The organism is Armatimonadota bacterium (assembly GCA_017303935.1).
In the GTDB taxonomy this organism is placed as follows: domain Bacteria; phylum Armatimonadota; class Fimbriimonadia; order Fimbriimonadales; family Fimbriimonadaceae; genus JAFLBD01.
This window is the reverse complement of record JAFLBD010000001.1, coordinates 447,512-466,172: the sequence shown is the minus strand read 5'-3', so window position 1 is coordinate 466,172 and position 18,661 is coordinate 447,512. Positions and strand designations below refer to the sequence as shown.

13 protein-coding genes and 2 tRNA genes are annotated in these 18,661 nt (G+C 53.6%); 7 read left to right on the top strand and 8 right to left on the bottom strand.

Annotated elements, in window-relative coordinates:
- The first annotated feature begins 69 nt into the window (after positions 1 to 69).
- The 3 genes from J0L72_02150 (at position 70) to J0L72_02140 (ending at position 5,170) form a co-directional block, all read left to right on the top strand.
- The gene (locus tag J0L72_02150) at positions 70 to 2,757 is read left to right on the top strand and encodes a hypothetical protein (protein MBN8689574.1); all 2,688 of its coding nucleotides are present in this window, start codon (positions 70 to 72) and stop codon (positions 2,755 to 2,757) included.
- 6 nt (positions 2,758 to 2,763) lie between these two features.
- Positions 2,764 to 3,846 carry a hypothetical protein gene (locus J0L72_02145; protein ID MBN8689573.1) on the top strand — a complete coding sequence of 361 codons (1,083 nt, stop codon included), beginning with the start codon at positions 2,764 to 2,766 and terminating at the stop codon, positions 3,844 to 3,846.
- A 64-nt stretch (positions 3,847 to 3,910) separates the two neighbouring features.
- A complete protein-coding gene (locus J0L72_02140) occupies positions 3,911 to 5,170 on the top strand; it encodes a hypothetical protein (GenBank protein ID MBN8689572.1) in 1,260 nt (419 codons plus the stop codon).
- Positions 5,171 to 5,172: 2 nt separating this feature from the next.
- Here the strand turns inward: J0L72_02140 and J0L72_02135 are convergent, their stop codons facing one another.
- From J0L72_02135 to flhA, 4 genes are all read right to left on the bottom strand, one after another.
- Positions 5,173 to 5,355, bottom strand: a complete 183-nt coding sequence (locus tag J0L72_02135) for a hypothetical protein (protein ID MBN8689571.1) — start codon at positions 5,353 to 5,355, stop codon at positions 5,173 to 5,175.
- Positions 5,352 to 5,933, bottom strand: a complete 582-nt coding sequence (locus J0L72_02130; protein ID MBN8689570.1) for an AAA family ATPase — start codon at positions 5,931 to 5,933, stop codon at positions 5,352 to 5,354. The genes J0L72_02135 and J0L72_02130 overlap by 4 nt, the downstream gene beginning before the upstream one ends.
- Positions 5,930 to 6,781 (bottom strand): UbiA family prenyltransferase, encoded by an 852-nt coding sequence (locus J0L72_02125; GenBank protein ID MBN8689569.1) that lies wholly within the window; start codon positions 6,779 to 6,781, stop codon positions 5,930 to 5,932. Before J0L72_02125 ends, J0L72_02130 begins: the two co-directional genes overlap by 4 nt.
- Before the next feature lie 75 nt (positions 6,782 to 6,856).
- Complete coding sequence (gene flhA, locus J0L72_02120; GenBank protein MBN8689568.1) at positions 6,857 to 8,941, bottom strand: flagellar biosynthesis protein FlhA; 2,085 nt, start codon at positions 8,939 to 8,941, stop codon at positions 6,857 to 6,859.
- A gap of 190 nt (positions 8,942 to 9,131) precedes the next feature.
- Here flhA and J0L72_02115 point away from each other — a divergent pair, with 190 nt between their 5' ends.
- The 3 genes from J0L72_02115 to J0L72_02105 all read left to right on the top strand — a co-directional run bounded on the left by J0L72_02115 (position 9,132) and on the right by J0L72_02105 (position 11,759).
- Positions 9,132 to 10,322, top strand: a complete 1,191-nt coding sequence (locus J0L72_02115; GenBank protein ID MBN8689567.1) for a trypsin-like serine protease — start codon at positions 9,132 to 9,134, stop codon at positions 10,320 to 10,322.
- Positions 10,323 to 10,372: 50 nt separating this feature from the next.
- Positions 10,373 to 10,448, top strand: a tRNA-Arg gene (locus J0L72_02110).
- A 66-nt stretch (positions 10,449 to 10,514) separates the two neighbouring features.
- Complete coding sequence (locus J0L72_02105) at positions 10,515 to 11,759, top strand: trypsin-like serine protease (GenBank protein MBN8689566.1); 1,245 nt, start codon at positions 10,515 to 10,517, stop codon at positions 11,757 to 11,759.
- Here the strand turns inward: J0L72_02105 and J0L72_02100 are convergent.
- Positions 11,756 to 15,238 carry a hypothetical protein gene (locus tag J0L72_02100; protein MBN8689565.1) on the bottom strand — a complete coding sequence of 1,161 codons (3,483 nt, stop codon included), beginning with the start codon at positions 15,236 to 15,238 and terminating at the stop codon, positions 11,756 to 11,758. The two genes, J0L72_02105 and J0L72_02100, sit on opposite strands and share 4 nt — an antisense overlap.
- Positions 15,239 to 15,348: 110 nt before the next feature.
- Between J0L72_02100 and J0L72_02095 the strand changes: the two genes are divergently transcribed.
- Positions 15,349 to 15,424: transfer RNA gene (locus J0L72_02095), tRNA-Arg, on the top strand.
- A 108-nt stretch (positions 15,425 to 15,532) separates the two neighbouring features.
- Here the strand turns inward: J0L72_02095 and J0L72_02090 are convergent.
- The 3 genes from J0L72_02090 to J0L72_02080 form a co-directional block, all read right to left on the bottom strand.
- Positions 15,533 to 16,891, bottom strand: coding sequence for a hypothetical protein (locus J0L72_02090; protein ID MBN8689564.1), 1,359 nt, complete (start codon positions 16,889 to 16,891; stop codon positions 15,533 to 15,535).
- Positions 16,892 to 17,080: 189 nt separating this feature from the next.
- On the bottom strand, positions 17,081 to 17,893 hold the full coding sequence (locus tag J0L72_02085; protein ID MBN8689563.1) for a hypothetical protein: 813 nt from the start codon (positions 17,891 to 17,893) through the stop codon (positions 17,081 to 17,083).
- Positions 17,894 to 17,970: 77 nt separating this feature from the next.
- Positions 17,971 to 18,654, bottom strand: a complete 684-nt coding sequence (locus tag J0L72_02080) for a (d)CMP kinase (GenBank protein MBN8689562.1) — start codon at positions 18,652 to 18,654, stop codon at positions 17,971 to 17,973.
- Positions 18,655 to 18,661 lie beyond the last annotated feature (7 nt).

The following is an 18,661-nucleotide window of genomic DNA, read 5'->3' as shown; positions in this document are numbered from 1 at the left end:
TTACCGCAAACTTTCTGGGCTTTCAAACAGTCCTATCGGCGTAGAATTTGCTACACCGGTATTACCAATATGTTTAGCTCTAATCGTTTGCACACGCGAGCGCTCCTAACTGTTTTAGGCGGCACGCTTTCTTCGCTTGCAATGGCGCAAGCTTGGACACCATCAAACCCTTCCGAACCTGGGCTCGATGCTCAGAATCCGGTGCTTCGAAATGTCGTTTCTTATTCAGGCTTTTCGATCGACCAATCTGATCTCCGAAGCTTCTTGAGCGGTGCACCGCGCGAAGTGGTCGGCATACAACCAACGACGGCTTTGGTCATGAACCTACCCACCCCATCGGGCAGGCTTGAGCGATTTTTGGTTTGGGAAAACAATGTTCTCGCTCCTCAGCTACGCGGTGGCGACAGCAAGTCCATCACATACAGCGGCCAAGGCATCGACGATCCAGGCGCAACCGTTCGATTCGATACGTCGATCAACGGATTCCGAGCCATGGTTTTCGGCTCGCACGATACGTACTGCATCGAACCAATGACTCTTTCGGACAAAGAATCAAACTTCTTTGTCTACTCTCGAAAGGACACCGTTCGAACAAACAGCTGGGGTTGCCACACCTCATTCGAACCACTGAACGCTCCGTTCCTCAACAACGACACCGGAAGCGGCTCCGGGCCAAACAACGGTCGAAGCTCGGGTGGAACGCTTTACACTTTCCGTCTCGCCATGAACGCAACGATCGAGTACACCGCGTACTACGGAAACACGGTTGCGGGAGCCCGAGCTGGCATCGTCACTAGCGTTAACCGAGTCGACGGCGTGTACCGAAAGGATCTTTGCATTGCATTGAATCTCGTGTTCAACAATCCATCGCTAGGTTCGGACACGTTCTCGAACACCAACGGAGGCGCGATGCTTACCGAGAACCAAACGGCAATGAATGCCAACCCTGGTTCGGCTGCTTATGACATTGGACACGTTTTCTCAACCGGCGGCGGCGGTGTCGCATTCTTGGGTTGCGTTGGCCAATCCAATAAGGCTGGTGGCGTGACCGGAAGCGGCGCCCCAATCGGTGATGCTTTCGACATCGACTACGTCGCTCACGAAATGGGTCACCAGTTTGGTGGTAACCACAGCTTTAACGGCGTAACCAGTAGCTGCGGTGGCGGAAACCGCAATCGTTCAACTGCGGTGGAACCTGGCTCTGGTTCAACGATTATGAGCTACGCAGGAATTTGCGGAACCGAAAACGTTCAAGCTCACTCGGACCCTTATTTCTCAGCCAAGAACTTGGTCGAAATGTTGGTGATCCGCAACCGCGCATCTTCCGGCGGTGTCGCTACTGCTACCGGCAACAGCCTTCCAACGGTCAACGCCGGCGCAGACTACACCGTTCCGCTTGGTACTCAGTTCAAGCTGACGGCAACAGGTTCGGACCCGAACGGCGAGACGGTTTACTACTGCTGGGAGGATATGTCTGTTCCGGCGACTGGAACTGCCAATGAAGGTGCAACGACTACGACGTCTACAAACACTTCGCGCCCAATGTTCCGGTCATTCAACCCGACCACGAATGCGACAAGGTTCTTCCCATCGCAGACTTTGGCGTTGGCGAATAACTTCACGAACGCTTTCGAGTTTCTTCCTAACCAAGCTCGAACGATCACCTTCCGATGCACCGCTAGGGACCAAAGGGCTACCGGCGGCGGCGTTGCAGAAGATGATGCAGTCGTGACCTTCTCCGGCACAGCGTTCAGCGTGACGAGTCCGAATACTGCAGTATCTTGGGCCGGTAACTCGACTCAGACCATCACTTGGACTGTGGGCGGCGGTTCGGTTTCGCCGAACGTGAACATTTACCTCTCCACCAACGGTGGCGCAAGTTGGTTCACCAATACAGCGACCCTATTGCTTGCAAACACTCCAAACGATGGTACGCAGACTGTGACGATTCCGAACACGGCTTCAACCACCGCTCGCATCATCGTTGCTGCTTCGTCGAGCATCTTCTATGACATCAGCAATACTAACTTCACGATTACTGCAAGCGCGAATCAACCACCAGTGTGGCCAACGATCGGAACGCAGAACATCAGTGAAGAGTCACCTTGGAACTTCCCTCTGACTGCGACCGATCCAGAAAGCAACGCAATCACTTACACGTTGATTAGCGGACCTTCGGGCGTCTCGGTAGCCGGAAACACCCTCTCTTGGACTCCAACAGAAGCACAAGGCGTTGGCTCCTACAATATCGTCGTTCGTGCAACAGACAACGGTTCGCCGTCTCAGTTTGCGGATAAGACGATTGCGGTCAACGTTGCTGAAGTGCCAAAGTTGCTGACGGGCACGGTCACTCTCCAAGGCTGGACAGCGACTCGAAACGGAATCCCCGTTACGTTGATCCTGACTCCAACCGTAGGTTCTCCAGTTAACGTCAACACCACTTTGAACGCTTCCGGCAACTTCAGCGTGGATACGACGGTGGCTCCTGGAACCTACTCGGTAAAGGTAGCATCTCCGTACTTCCTGACAAAGGCACTGGGCAATCGAACGATCGCCAGCACAGGTTCGGCAATCGGATCATTCACACTCACCAACGGTGACTGCGATCCAGATAACGAAGTTGGCGCATCTGACTTTGATCTGGTCGTATCCCAGTTCGGCAATACAAACTACGCCGCGGATCGCGACGGAGACGGTGAAGTCGGCTCAAGCGACTTCGACCTGGTTGTCGCCAACTTTGGACTCAACGGAGACTGATACCGAATGACGCCTAAGTTTGGAATCAGTTGTCTGATCGCGTTGATTGGTACCGCCTCATTTGGGGCGGTACTGGTCGATGAGAAATTCGATACCGGTTTTACCGCCGGAGCGCTGCACGGTCAGAACAACTGGTTCCTTTCTTGGGACGGTCCGTTCCCAACTTTCAACGAAGTTACGGTTGCTTCGACGCCCACATTCTCGGGGACCAAGTCAATCCAATTTTTGTCGGATGCGATGCCGACCGGCCAAGGCATTTACGCATTGACCTTCTTGCCATCCTCCATACCTGCTGGTGAAGCAAGTGTTGTCGTTGCCAGTGTCAAAGTTCGTTTTTCTTCGCCTGTCACTGGCGGCGCAAGCTTCGGGCTCCACATGTTTGACCCTGGTTCAAGATTAGGCGGATTGAACATTCGTAGTTCAGACGGTTCTGTCTACACTTATCAAGACAACGCATTTTTTGGTGCGCCCCTTGCGGCAAACCAGTGGCACGAGATCAAATTGGTCGTCAATGCCCAGGCTCAACAGATCGAAACCTACGTTAATAATGCCAAGTACGGATCAACCGGAACTTGGAGCGGAACTGGAATCAGCGACTTTGATCTGTATGGCACTAACGGGGCTAACAGGGGCTTTTTCGACAATTATCTTGTAGAGAAGTTCGGGTTCGGAACTCTGCGCGGCACTGTAAATCTAGGCAACTATGGCGATCCAACCGGAGTGCCAGTAGATATCACCGTGACTCCTACGTCCGGCGCACCACAAGTGATCAACACCACACTCGACGCCCAAAGCCAATTTACGGTCACAACCACCGTTCGTGGTGCGGCAACAGTTCGAATTAAGCCTTCGCATTGGCTCAGCAAAACTGTCACCGGTATGAACATCTCGAATACGGGACTCTTTAACCTTCAGACTTCTCATCTGAACGGCGATATCGACGGCGATGACGAAGTTGGATCGACAGATTTCGATATGGTCGTGGCTCAATTCGGCGATAGCGGTTCGGCCGACATTGACGGTGATGGTGAAGTGGGCTCAAGCGACTTCGACATCGTAGTGTCGAACTTTGGCGAATCTGGGTCCTAAGTCTCAAACTAGCTTCCGGAGGTATGCCCCCGAGTAAACTCTCCACTGGCGTTTATCACACATCATGAAATCAACATTACTTTTTGCTGGCGTTCTTTTGTCGGCGTTTTCCCAAGCACAATTGTTTTGCGAATCGTCGTTTGAGTCGAACGCGACTCCGAGCTATTCGACAACCTACACCATCCCTGGATATTCACTCGCGGGAGTGCTGGGCGGTCAAGGATCGGGCACTTACGAGAAAGCCTGGACAGCGACTTCGATCAGTTCGTTTGCCGGCACGATGTTCCAAGTGTCCAGCGCAGATGCCCGAACCGGGACGCAGTCCGTTCGATTTGATTCTCTCAACTACCTAGCCACCGCAGATTGGAGCCAAAAAACCACGACCTATCACATCGATGGAACCCTCGATGGAGCAAATTCGGGCGTCGTGATTTCGCAAGTTTGGGTGAAGCAGACCTCTTCGGATCCGAGCCGAATCGGTGCAGGAATTTCAGTCGGCGCTGCTCCAAATCCACCGCTTAATACTCTGAGCCCAGAATTCGCGGGACTGTTCTTCGGTGGCGACAGTAAGATCTACCTCCGAACGGCGCAAACGACTACCTTGGGCGCACAGCTCAAGCAAAGCACCCTTCCAGCCCAGCCGTTGAACACCTGGGTTCAGCTGATGCTCGTCTCGGTGCCTAGCACTCGGTTCAGCACAGCGTATGTGAACGGTGTAGCCGCGTTTCCGGGCACGGGGGTCACCGCCCCAGTCACCACTCTCCAAAACATCGGTCAAGCAAACCTTTGGGCGTACGCTTTTGGAACTGCTGCGACATCATTGGGCGTTCCAAGCGGCGGTGGTTACAACGACGTGTTTTACGATGACTTCCAGTTCGAGCGTGTTGAATTCAATACCGTTCGAGGACGGGCCGAGCTCCAGGATTACGTTGGAAACCCACAATTGATCGAGGCCATGGTCGAGATTCGAACTTCGCCTCTAGAGCCGACAGAGGGCACTCTTGTTAGCCTCACACGGTACAGCGAATGGACGAGTTTCGCCAACACACCTGGCACCTACTCGGTTTGGGTTAAGCCGTTCCACTTCCTCGCCAAGCGATTTGACAATACTCAAATCGACAGCATTGGGACCTATTTCGTGAACGGGTCGTTTGTGAATGGCGACGTGGACAACGACAACGAAGTGGGTTCATCGGACTTTGATGAAGTCGTCGCTCAATTCGGCGAAGTTGGAAATCCAGCAGACCTTGATGGGGATGACGAAGTAGGCGCCAGCGATTTCGACATCGTTGTCCGAAACTTCGGGATGTCAGGCGACATCTGAGGCTAGTCTTTCTTGTGCTCCGGCAAGTCTTCCGGAGCCACAATCTTCACCCCGTTGCCATCCCAAGTTGGCAGCGGGTTTTTCATTTCTTTGTGTCTGGCTAGTGCCTGTCGCACCGCATCGCGAACCTTTTGGTCCACGTCGTCCACATTGTCAAAATCGGTGCGAGTGTTGTTTTTGCTCATCGGACATCCCAAATGGCGCGAATGTCATTATACAAACTTTCTTGTCGACATTCGATTAATTCGCCATCTCGTCCCCAGGCGATCAACTTCGGATCGGCAATTCGAGAGTTGTCATAAAGCTTCCAAGAGTCCACCATTGGCTTGTATTGGGAGAAAAACAGCTCCAATCCCCGCCGGAACCTACGGCGAATCGTCTCCTCAGGGACGTTGTGACCACCCGCGCGAACACGCGCGGCAACGCGCTGAACCGCAAGGTCGTCGCTCGGCATCCAAAGAAAGATCAGGTGAGTCTCGTAGCCAAGCTCTTTGAGCTTCTGAAGCCTAGGTTCAAGTTTGCGGGTGGCCAGTGTTGTCTCAACCGCGAAGTCCTTTCGTTTGCTCGTCAAGGCGTCGAGCCGCTCAACCAAGATACGTCCCGCCTGTAGGTCCGCTGTTGTGCTCCGCGTACCGCTGATTTCCTGCGCGATCATGTCCGCGTTGATGAAAGTCATGTCGGACGGCAATAAAAGTTCGGCGCAAGTGCTCTTCCCACTTCCATTTGGACCCGCGATCACCACGGCTTGAGGGGGATTGCTCACCGAGCCTTTAACCTCAACCAGGTATCGGCAAGCGCGAATAGGAACATCGCCATGCTGACATAGCCATTGAGTGTGAAGAACGCCATGTTTACTTTCGAAAGATCGTTTGGCCGCACCAAAGATTGCTCGTATCCTAGCAACGCGGCTGCCACTCCGACTCCAATAAAGTAAACGAATCCGGCACCATGGCCGATCCCAGATAGGACTAACAGCGCGATCGCCACTCCATGAGAAATGCGACTGATCAACAAAGCTCGTGGGCGACCAAATCGTGATGGAATCGAATTCAGATTCATCTCACGATCAAATTCATCGTCTTGCAGCGCGTAAATGATGTCGAACCCTGCCGTCCAGCAGGCGACCGCCAAAAACAGACTGACCACTGGCCACTCTAGGCTGCCTGTTGTGGCAATGTAAGCCGCAGCGGGTGCAATTCCTAGGCTGAGGCCCAGAACGTAGTGGCAGAGCCAGGTGAACCTCTTTGTAAGGCTGTAGCCGAGTGTGAACAGCAACGCCACTGGTGTGAGCGCCAGTGCCAACGTATTCAGTTGCCATGCCGCCAGCACGAACACCGCGATACTTCCGAGAAAGAACAGGTTGCTTTGCCGCAACGTCAATAGCCCTGCTGGGATAGCGCGCATCTTGGTCCGCGGATTCTTGGCGTCAATCTCTCGATCAGCAATGCGGTTGAACGCCATTGCGGCGCTCCGACAACTGACCATGGCGACGATGATCCACAGAATCGTGATTGCAGTCGGCCAGAGGAGCTTGAATTGTGATTCTGCCCCCCAGATCATCCCGAGGAGCGCGAATGGCAATGCGAAGATTGAGTGTTCAATCTTGATCATTTCCAAGAAGGTTCGAAAGGCCAGCCAGCCTCTCGGCGCAGTTTCGGTCACTGCAATAGTTTACTTGGCACCCGGTTATGCTGCCCGAACTTGCCCCACAAATTCCACTTCAGCGCGCGAAGAGACCTCGTTATAGGAAAGCACTTGGAGCGTCGGCAGATACCGTTCGACCAATCGTCGCAATGGCAATCGCAACGTCGGCGAGCACAGCAACACCGGCTGCAACCCTTGAGCCATTGCGTTCTCCGCTTGTTCGCGAAGGTTCGCAATGACCGCCTGCTGGGTGGATGGCTCCAGCGCTAAAATCGTCCCGCCTGCCGTATGTTGGATTCCCTCTGCCATCGCCTTTTCCAGTGGTGGGTCGAGTGTGATGCAGTAAAGCTTGTTTTCGTGGTCTAGCAGTTGGCGAGTGATGGTTCGGCTGATCGAAGAGCGTACGAGTTCGCCCAATTGTTCTGGATCCTTCACACGTCCGGCATAGTCCGCCATCGTTTCCAGAATCGTCACCATGTCCCGGATAGGCACTCGTTCTCGAAGGAGATGCTGCAGGACCTTTTGGATGTCGCCAATTTGAACGACGTTCGGCACCAATTCTTCGACCACACTTTGGTTGACCTGTTTGGCGTTTTCGACGAGTTGCAGTGTCTCTTGCCGGCTCAAAAGTTCGCAGGCGTGCGCTTTGACAACCTCGCTAAGGTGAGTGCTGATCATCGCATTCGGCTCGATTACCGTGTATCCATTTCGTTCAGCGACGTCTCGAATGGACGGATCGATCCAAAGCGCGTCGAGTCCAAACACGGGCTCCTTAGTCACTTGGCCCGGGATCGGCTGCAGCACGTTCCCCGAATTGATCGCGAGCACAAGATCGGGTTCGATGAGTGCTCTGGCGACTTCCTCGCCACGAACCTTGATAACATAGGCATTGGCGGGCAATCCGATGCTGTCCCGGATGCGCACGCTCGGCATCACATATCCAAGATCGACCGCGATTTGGCGTCGGGTCGCTGTAATCCGCTCTGGCAAGTCGCCCCCCACCCGAGTATCTGCGAGCCGTGTCAGGCTGTAGCCGATTTCAATTTCAAGAGGATCAACACTCAGCAAAGGCATGACGGCCTCGGGAGTGTGCGGCGCCGGACCGACAGGAGCTTCTTGCTCGGCTGATATAGGTGCTTTTTGGGTTTCTGGAGCGACGATGTTTCGAATCTTCTCTGGGTTCTTTCCAATAAACCTTGCTAATGCGACCAGGCCACCACCGACTCCCAAAAAGATAAAGGTTGGGAATCCAGGTACGAAACCAAACAGACAGAGCGCGACGCCGCTGGCAAGAATCGCTTTTTGCTGACCAGCAAGCTGGAAGAACACTTCGCCGCCCATGCTGCGCTCCTGACCAGAACGAGTCACGAGCAAACCGCTTGCGGTCGAAATCAAAAGGGCTGGAATCTGACTGACAATGCCTTCACCCACTGATAGCAGAGCGTATTTCTGCAGAATTTGGATCGCATCGCCTTCCCCACGGAAGAAGCCCACGCCGAAGCCACCGATGATGTTGATCACGATGATCAAGAGCGATGCAATCGCGTCGCCTTTCACAAACTTCGAAGCACCATCCATCGCGCCATAGAAGTCGGCTTCAGCCTTGACGTCTTTTCGGCGTTGGCGCGCACCATTTTCATCGATCAGCCCTGCGGCCAAGTCGGCATCAATCGCCATCTGCTTACCGGGCATCGCGTCCAAAGTGAACCTAGCGACGACTTCCGAAACGCGTCCAGCACCATTGGTGATAACCATGAACTGGACAATCATCAAGATAAGGAATGCTACGAAACCCACCACGAAATCGCCGCCCATGACGAAGTTTCCAAAGGTGGTGATGACTTGCCCCGCTTCCCCAGTGCCTAAAATCAGCTTCGTTGCTGCGATGCTGAGTGCTAGTCGGAAGAGGGTTGTGATCAGAAGCAAAGATGGGAAAACGCTTAGCTTGACTGGTTCATCGACGTTGACCGAACTCAGCAAGATGAGAACTGAACTCGCGATAGCGATACAAAGCCCCAAATCCAGCACGAAATGCGGCAGTGGCAGAATGAGCATCGCCACCACCACCAGAAGGCCGGCACCCACTAATAGGTCTGTGTGTTTGAGGATTTTTTGCAGCGCAGACATAAATCAAATGCCCATTCGGGGCACATTGGTACTATCGGCAGAATTACCGGCAAATTGAAGTACTGGGCATCAAAATTGCTTGCCAGCAAGAACCCCATTTTTGAACTGGCGGGTTTACCGGGATTGTGTTAGAGAGGGTTATCGCAGACGGAATACCAGGCGTGAGGGCAACCTCATGGGGAAATTCTGGATGTTTAAGTGGACTCTGTTACTCGGTCTTCTCGGTCTTTTGCCTGCCGCAAGCGAAGCGATCTTGTGGCGCGCCGACCGGTCTCGTGATCAGCTCAATCAATTTGCCTCCGAGCAGGTCACGATTCCGGTGGGTGCCATCCGGCACTCCGGGGCAAGATCAGATTCAGGTTCGGCCATTCTGGTCGAAGACAAGTTCATCGTCACGGCGGCCCACATGATGCCTCCTACGGGCACACTGACCGTTTTCGAGATCAATGGCCAGTCTTATGTCGTCGAAGCGTGGGTCCGCCATGAGAAGTTCAAAAAGGCAGGCCAAGCCAATGATGTCGCGGTCGGCAGACTTGCTGAGCGTGTTCTCGACGTAGCACCCGCCGATCTTGCATCTAATGCCGCAAGAAACCAGGCTGTTCTGATTGCCGGATGCGGTGGCTCTGGTCCTTTTGGTGCAGATTTGAGCTGGAATTGGCAGCCATTGATCGGGACCAACATTCTGTCAGCGGTTAGTTCGACCCAGCTTAAGACGACTTTTGATCGCCCAAGTGCCAAATCTGCAACTGCTTACGAATCTCAACTGGTGCCTGGCGATAGCGGAGGAGGACTGTTTGTGCAAGAAGGCGGCGCATGGAAGCTAGCAGGCATCAGCGTCAGTCGATCCAGCGCCAATTACGGCGGAAGCGCCACCTACACACGTGTCGGATCAGTCGAAACGTGGATCGAATCCAAGGCTTGGGAATCCGGCAGAGTCGAACTCGACTTGGACTTGCAAGATTTTGAGTCATCGGTGACTGGGATCGTGGCGGATATCGAGTTCGTGGTCCCGAATACCGATCTTCCTGTCCTAACCACCAGCGTTCCGATCGCTACCGACGGCACAGTTTCGTTCAACACTTCCCTTTGCGGCACGTACGACGTGGTCGTGCATGCCGGAACATGGCTGGAGGGCCGCATTGCGTCCTGGTCTGTCAACGGGCAGCGCACAGGATCGCCAATTCTGTCTTTGCTCAATGGAGACTTGGACGGCAGTGGAACCATCGACAGCGGCGACTTGCAGATCATCAATCAGAACATCGGCCAATCGGCGACACGTAGTGCAGCCCAGCAATTGGTCGGAGATGTGAACGGCGATGGCATCGTTGACTCAGAAGATATCGCGATCGTCACGCAGAATCTCGGGCGTCACTCTCACTAAGGCTACTTGCGCTTGAGCCCGAAGGAGCGGTATCCTTTGGGCTCACAAGTGCGCTCGTAGCTCAGTGGATAGAGCATCAGCTTGCGGAGCTGGGGGTCGTTGGTTCGAATCCAATCGAGCGCGCCAAAATCCCGTATTTCAAGCCTATTCTTGGCCTAGGTTTTGCACAATTCCCGTCGTATAATGCGGGTTGTGATTCGATTCTTTGTTCTCGCGGGAATGATTGTAGGTGTGGGTGCCGCTAATGCACTGAGTATCCGCCATGATGTTGCGGACTCTCAATACACTGCCGCTGCCGCTTCGATTCCGGTGGCTGTCATTGACTACAACACCGTCACCTATAAGGTCAGCGGAATTCTGATCAATGACCGGTACGTGCTCACCGCCGCCCATAACCTGCGGTCAGACGTCAACAAGATCCGAATCAATGGCGTCGATTACACCCGTGTCACTTGGGTGAAGCATCCTGAGCCACCTCTCGACCTCAACAACTTGCTCAATGGGTACGACTTTAGCATCATCAAGTTGAACACTCGGGTGCTCAACATTGCCCCGATTCCGATTTACGAATCGACGTACGGTGGAGGGACAGTGACAATAGCTGGCGCCGGAGTACTCGCGAACGGAACAAACGGCTACACCAATGACGGGACGTACATTCCTCGAGCGGGTCAAAACAAGCTGGAAATAGATTCCAGCTTGCCAAACGTTTTCATCTCAGATTTTGACAACGCTGCTGGGACTGGCAACAGTCTCGACTTTCTGGGATCGCAAGCGACCCCGACAGCGCGAGAATGCAATGTGATTTATGGAGACAGCGGTGGACCTTGCATCGCTACCATCGCGAGCAAGCAATATGTCGTTGCGACCACATCGACGCTTGCGGACTTCAACGAGAACAGCAAACTCGCCGACTATGGAGATTTGAGTTTTTACAGCCGGGTTTCGATGGCTGCATCATGGATCAAAGACAACTCTTGGGAGCCAGGCCGAGTAGAGGGCATTGTCTCGCTGAGTCAACTGGCCGCTGGCGCGACGCCGCTCAATCGGCAACTGACCGTCAAGCTGCGCAACGTTGGTTCGCAAGCGTCGATCGAAACCATCAATTTGCCGCTTGCGATCAACGGAGGCTTTTCGTTCGTCACAAGCCAGCGCGGCAGCTTCGATTTGCTGTTTTCTTGCCCAGGATTCTTGGACAAGAAGGTCGCCAACATCACCATCACCAACACCAGCAAACCGGTCGTCAATGTGACACTGGGAAACGGTGATTGCGACGATGACAACGAGGTCGGCGCAGGCGACTTCGACATCGTCGTCGCGAACTTTGCAAATTCAACCACGGACCCGACGCTGGGTGATCTAGATGGTGACGGCGAAGTTGGCTCGGGCGACTTCGATATCGTCGTCAACAACTTCACCAACTCTGGCGATGTCTAAAATCTGAGTTGGTAGTTGAGCCTAGCGGTCCAGTTTTCGCGGCGAGTGTTGTCGTCTCGTCCGTGCTGCCAGCTCACGTTACCAAACGACAGCGAGAACATCTGGTTTGGCCCTGGTCGTTGCGAGAAATCGATTCCGTACCGGTGAATGGACTTGCGCTGGTTGTTGATGTCGACCTGCTCGAGACCGTAAAACAGGTTCAGCGGTGATGGTGAATTGGCATACAGCGTCATATTGATGCTGGCCAACCTGCTCATCGTGTGGGTCTGTTCGTTAATCCGCTCTTCCCAAGATGCGCCAAATCGGGTGTTCAGATCCGGCTTGGTTTGCTGAATCTTCCAGCTCAAAACTCGGAGCGGCTGAACCGTCGAACCGAGCAAAGCATCCCCACGAGCCACTTCTGGGTTCGTCTGGATCGAATGACTGACATCGAAACCAGGTAGGAATCTCCCGGTCAGAGTCACGTTTCGAATCGCGTACTCTTGATCCCAAGGCATCGTTCGGAACTTCAACATTGCGTCGAAGACGAACTTGCGCTTAGGCGACTGGTCCGACTTGAATCGGAAGGCACGATCCACGGCGCGATGTCCATTTTGATGAATCTGGCTCGCGTAATCAAATCCGAGTTGCAAATGACCAACACGCATGCCGAAGTTTGCGGTTCGATTTTCTCGTTGCCATGCGTTCATATCACGCACGGTGTCGGTGGCCAGATTGAACGAAAAATCACGGACGAAGCCCATCTGCATCGGCTTCGTGCTACCCAGTTGGAAGTTGCCGAGCGATTTGTTTCGGCTTCCATCCCATCGTTGGGTGTTGTAATTGGCACCACCAAAACTCAGCCCTCCGACTGTGCCGCCCGAAAGTCCGATGGAAGAGTTCATCTTTCCTTCTGTGCCCAGTTCGCGAGCGTAGCCGTAGGTGAACTTTACGCCGTTGCCTAGGTTCAGCCAGAAACCGTAATTCCTTCGCCTCTCGTCCGGGCGCGCGCCGCTTCGGTTGATGTTGACGTCGGTCACGCTGACACCGGCATCTTTGGTGATGCCAGTACTCACGGTGTGAGCGCTGACACGGTCCCGATCGCCGTTGTTGTACGACGTTTGGGATTGCTCTGTCCGGACGGATGTGTTCTCAGAAATCTTGGTTTCTACCGAGAGCGAGTTGCGGACGCTGCTTGGGTTGGTATCGTTTTCGCCCGAGTATTCGTGGGTTTCGCGCTCGTACTCAAATCCTCCGTTTTGAAACTCTTTGCTGATCAAGAACCGATTGATATCGTGATCGAACAAGGACATCGTCGGGTCTGCCGAGCGATTGGAACTGGAATACCACTGGAGTTTGGTCGTCTTGTCGGGCGACCAGTCGATCAATGATTCCGAGAAATTACGGCTTTCATTCAGCAAGTCATTGAAGCCCGAGGTGAAATTGAGCTGCACACGAAGATCGCGCATCATCAACCAATTCACTAGGAGTTGGCGTTGCTCTTGTCCGGCGATCTGCCCGAGCAAGTCGCGCTCTGGATCCACGAGTTGTCCCATGTTGAACGCAGCGCTGGATACTCCTCGTTCTGCGTACATCAGCTGGAGGTTCGGGTCGGCCCACTTGAGAATTCTTCGCTTGGCGGTGTCGTTACCATGCCGAGCGTCCATTGAATCCACATCAAGCGATCGCTTATCGCCAAACTTGGTGGAGAACCGAATATCGGTTTTGTTGAGATCGGTGAGCGTGCCCATTCGCTCGCGCTCGAACGACATCGTGTTTCCGATCTCGGTCAAATTCGCGCCGATAGACTGGTGGCGATAACTAAAACTAGAATTCTTCCAATCGAAGTTCACCGAGCTGACATTTCCGGAGTCGTTTCTTCCCGTCAAGTTCAAGATGCTCGCGGTGACTCCGACGGACTTTCCAGCGCTGAATTGGATGCGATGCATCTCGCGATTTAGCCCGGCGCCCCGAGTAAACCAAGCACGATCTTCGGGCCGAACATTGACGCCGCTAGGTTGGTACATCAGGGCGATGTTGCTGATGTTCGCGTCTTGCTCGGCTTGGCTCATGCGGCCCAATCCGTCGAACCCGGCTTCCGAGCCAAACTCCCGGTAAGTGTAATTCAGTCCGTTCTGCGAGACGTCCACCGAAGTCGCTTCAAGTCCCTTATCGCCATTGGACATCGCACTTTGTGAAAAAGCGAATTTGAGTCCAGTGGCGGTCGGCGAGTTGAAACCAAGTGCGAAATTGCGTCGATTGATGCCTTGTTCACGGGCGATTTGCCCCGCATCGGCCAAACGAATCCCCTGGAATTGGTTGAACTGCTTGTCGACCGATTGGGTGCCGTAGCTCATCGACCACGTTTTCGATTCGTACCGGACGGACTGCCGTATAAAACCGTTGCCAGCGTTGTTCGTGACTTCGTGAGAATTGAGTGAAAGCTTTGATCCCTTGTTATCGAAGTTCAGACCCACCGTGGTGGTATCTAGTCCAGCTTCCTTCATCAACTGTTCGCGATCGCCATCTGCCAGATCGCGGAACCGGCCAAAGTTCTTGTCCACCGAGCGCCCATTGTAATTGAGGCGCCAGCCTTTGCCCCCGAGGTCAAGAACGTTGTTCTTGATCGAAGCCCCGCCGTTGGATACGGTTTGGAAATTCTGATTGACGCTGAGGCCGCCAATTTTGACATTGTTCATCGAAAGCCCGATGCGCTTCAATCCACGCTCTTTGGCCATCGCGTTGACTGCCTGATCCGAATATCCCGAATCACGCAATGCGGACATTCCGGTGAAGTTCTTATCGATCGATTGGTAGCCGATGACGACGCTTCCACCACCAAATTGAGTGGCAAGCTCTTGAACAATTGCGGCGCCGCGCTTGGTGCCTTTTTCAGTAGCTTGCTCTTTGCCAAAGGCGGATTCGGATCGAATGGACTGCTGGTTGCCAAACGCCATCACGCCTTTGAGCTTCGGCCCACCGTTTCCAGCTCCAAAGTTGTTCTTCAGCGCGTACAGGTCCGACCGAGTCAGCGTTCCATCCGCGCCTCGCTCCACCATGCCAAGTCCCATGCTCATGGAGTTACCACCCGAGAAGTTGAACTTCATGGTGCTCCAGTTATTGCCGCCTTCTGTGGTTGATTTGGCTAGAGCAGGGTCATAGCGATAGTTCGCACGAAGGACCTGACCGACCTTTGTCGGCGTCGCCAAAATCACCACGCCGGTTCCATAGTCAATGGTGTAGTCCTTTCCTCGAACAAGTTTGCGCCCGTCAAGGTCTAAATCTTCGCTTCCTCTTACGACGCCGTCGTGCCGCAATGGCACGTTAGGAGAGGGGGAGTCGATGCGGATAGCGTCAATCGAAGGCTTTCCACCGAGTGGAGTCGCGGCTTCTGGATTGGGTGCGGTGGATGGAGTTGAGGCAGGAGAATCTTGTGCCCAACCCGTTGATGGGGCTGAACAAAGGAATAGCGCATATAGGACGGCACTTTTTCCCCTCATACTCTCCTACATATTATTATAGGTTCAATTGAATCTATAGTTTCACCAATTTGCAAATATTGGATTGATTGCAGAAATTTTCTTTCCGGGGTATCCTGTTCCCTGCCTGTGCGGACGTAGCTCAACGGATAGAGCATCAGTCTTCGGAACTGAGGGTTGGGGGTTCGAATCCCTTCGTCCGCGCCAAATCTCCCTTTCTCTGATCGTCGCTTTTTTGCGCTTGATCGCATGACCAAACGCGACAGTGGGCGGCCCGATTCGGGCCGCCCACTGTCTTTTTTTCGAACTCGTCGATTACGGATTGTCGCCGAGAGCGAAGTTTGCAACCACGATATCGAAGTCGCTGGAACCGACTTCACCGTCGCCATCAACGTCGCCTTGAGAGGCCGTTGCTGGGCTGTTGCCGAAGTTCGCAACCACGGTATCGAAGTCTGTCGATCCTACTTCACCATCATCATCAACGTCGCCGTTGACCAAGCTCAAGCTGGCGGTGTAGGAACCGAGCGTCGAGTAGTCGAACAGCACGTTGTTGGTGAGGAAGCTAGAGCCACCCACTCGGAGCTTGTAGTTTCCGACTGGCAGTCCAGTTGGGTTGATTACCACATTGCCAGATGCGTCGCAGCTGGTGCTGTATGGACCCGCAACCACGGTTCCACCACCATCGACGACTTCGACAGTCAGAGGAATTTGTGTGACGTCGCCGACGAAGTTTTGGAACCCAACGTTGAAGCTGATCATTCCTGGATCATAGGTCGTTGCCTTGAGTTCATCGTAGAGTCCGAAGAACGTTGACGATGATTCGTTTGGACCGAGGGTCAGCAAGTCAAAAGTTGCCGTCTTTTGCCCGTCGACATAGAACATCAGGACGCCATCAACATGGAATTCAGTGCGTCCTGGTCCGTAGAGGACATCAAACTTGTGCCAGCCACGGGAGCGTCGCTTGAGCGGGCTTGTGTTTTGTCCCATGGCGCAGAAACCGGAGTTCATACCTGGGATTGGAGAAGCACCCGTAAAGTACAACAATCGACCAGCAAACGCGCTACCGATGGCGATAGGTGCGCCAGCGATTGGACCATACCATCCTCCGTTGTAGTTTTGACCAGGGTTTGGAGCAGTGCCGCTGTCGTTCCAGAATCCTGCAGCTACGAGCTGTTGCAAGCTGCCCGAAATGATCGTTTGGTTTACGCCAGAAGTTGTCGTGTTTGGAATGATGCTGTAGCCAGGATTGTAGTCCGTCAGCTGAATCATCATTCGGCCATTGCCCGATCCAGAAATATTGGATGGGTCATCCCATTGGTAGAAGCTCAACCGGCAGACTTCTGTTGTTGTTGTTGGTCGGGAGAGTTTGCCCCAGTAGCGAAGTCTCGATGAGACGGCGATTGTTGGAACCAGCGAGAGGTTGCTACCTGCGACTGGAGTCACCGTGGTCGTGTTTGTACCCACTGGGTAGGAATAGCTCGATTGAACCGTTGCGCCAGGCTGTTGTGTTGCCAGGTTGGAACAAGTTGTACCGAGATTCCAGATGGCAGCGTCTGGATTGCTTCCAGAAGCTACTGTCTCAAAACCGTCATAAAAAAGCACTTCAGGGTTGGCTGCTAAAGCTGGACCAGCAATGGCCGAAACCAACGCGATCAATCCGAGTTTCCCACTCATTTTCATCATTCTTCCTCTTTGAATTATCGCAATATTGCGCGCACGACCGAAACATTGCTCATGCGCTCTTTGAGTGTACGTCAGGTTCCCTCGAAAATGACCCAAAAAACGCAAATAGAAGGCGTAATCCTAACAAAAATGCCCGGAAGCGCATTGCTTCCAGGCATTTTTGCTAGTCAACCGAACAGATTATTTGCGGTCGAATCGTTGAAGTTTGTTGCGCATGAACTTGCCATCTTTGAGCAAGATCGCGGTGAATCCATCTCGGTCACCATCGTTCATCGCGGGATAACCCGTGACTTTGCTGACTTTGAAAGTGGCCACACCGTTCTTCACGCTGACGGTGCCGGTTACGGTTCGGTCCACGAGTCCGCCAACGTCATGCCAGCTGAACGAGCCATCCGCATTGATCGTAATCACCGAATTCGGCATCTTGAAATCTTTGCCTTTCGGCCCGAGCTTCTTAATGACCTCTGGATACTTCGCCTTGATTTTCGGGTCAACGTATCTCTCGAAGGTGCCTGCGAACGTAGAGATCGTTGCGCCCTTGTTCATCAACTTGTCAGCTTCTGCAAGTCGAGGATCGGTCTTGGGTCGATCGGTACCTGGGTCTTTTACGGCAACAACTTCATCGTTCTGATGAATAACTTGCGGGTCCGAAGTGTCACCCATTTTCTCAGTATCAAAACTGTCCTTGCCATTGGGATTGGAATTTGCTACAGTCTTATCCTCTTTCCCTTCAGGCTTAGCAGGATCAGTTTTCTTGCCAGGTTCGCCCCCATCAAGCGATTTTCCCGACTTACCATTTCCAGCATCTGGGGTCGGAACGCCTGGGACGCTTGCTGCGACACCCTTGGCATCTTCATTCACAGTGCCAGTCGGGTTCGTGGTCGAGGCGACCGGGTCCTTCTTATCGGTCGAAGCGGCCTCAGTGGTCGAGCTATTGCATCCCGCCATCAGAACTGCGGCGAGCATTGCGGATAGAAACAATGTGTTTTTCATGATCGATCGAAACTTCTTAAACCAATTTTGGCTGAATATCCCCTTGTTTGGAGTGGCAATTCGCTTTAACAAGCAGTTTACGTCTGTTTGTTCCCGACGGCTTGCGCTGCTTCGATAATCTTTGCGGCGACTTCTTGGGGGGACATGCCATAGGTTTCTATGGCGAGCGCTCCTGGAGCCTTGCGGAGCGGGCTCTCTTCACGGTTCATATCTCTCGCGTCGCGTTCTGCAATCTGCTTCACAAGCGCATCATAGTCCACCACGTCTCCGCGTTCCGCGAGTTCCTTATGCCGGCGATTCGCGCGCTCTTCGATGCTTGCTGTCAGATAGACCTTCACTTCCGCGTTGGGAGCGATGACCGTGGTGGTATCTCTTCCTTCTAGCACAAAGCCGCCCGATTCAATAATCTTCTTTTGCTGTTCGACCAAGACCTGCCGCACAGCGGGAAATGCGCTGAGCGCGCTCGCTAAATTGCTCATCTCTGGCGTGCGAATGCATTCAGAAACATCTTCGCCATTCAAGATCACGCGCTGAGTCTGCGCTTCTTCGAATCCGATATCCGCTTCTCGAGCGAGGTTCGCCGCTTGCTCGCCTTGTTCCGCCGACAACCCAGCGCGTGACGCCAAGAGTGCGACGCATCGGTACATCGCCCCGGTGTCCAGGACTCTCAATCCTAATGCCTCGGCGACCATTTTGGCGACGGTGCTCTTGCCCGCGCCTGCAGGTCCGTCGATGGCTACGACAATTTTCTTTTGAATCATTTCTAAA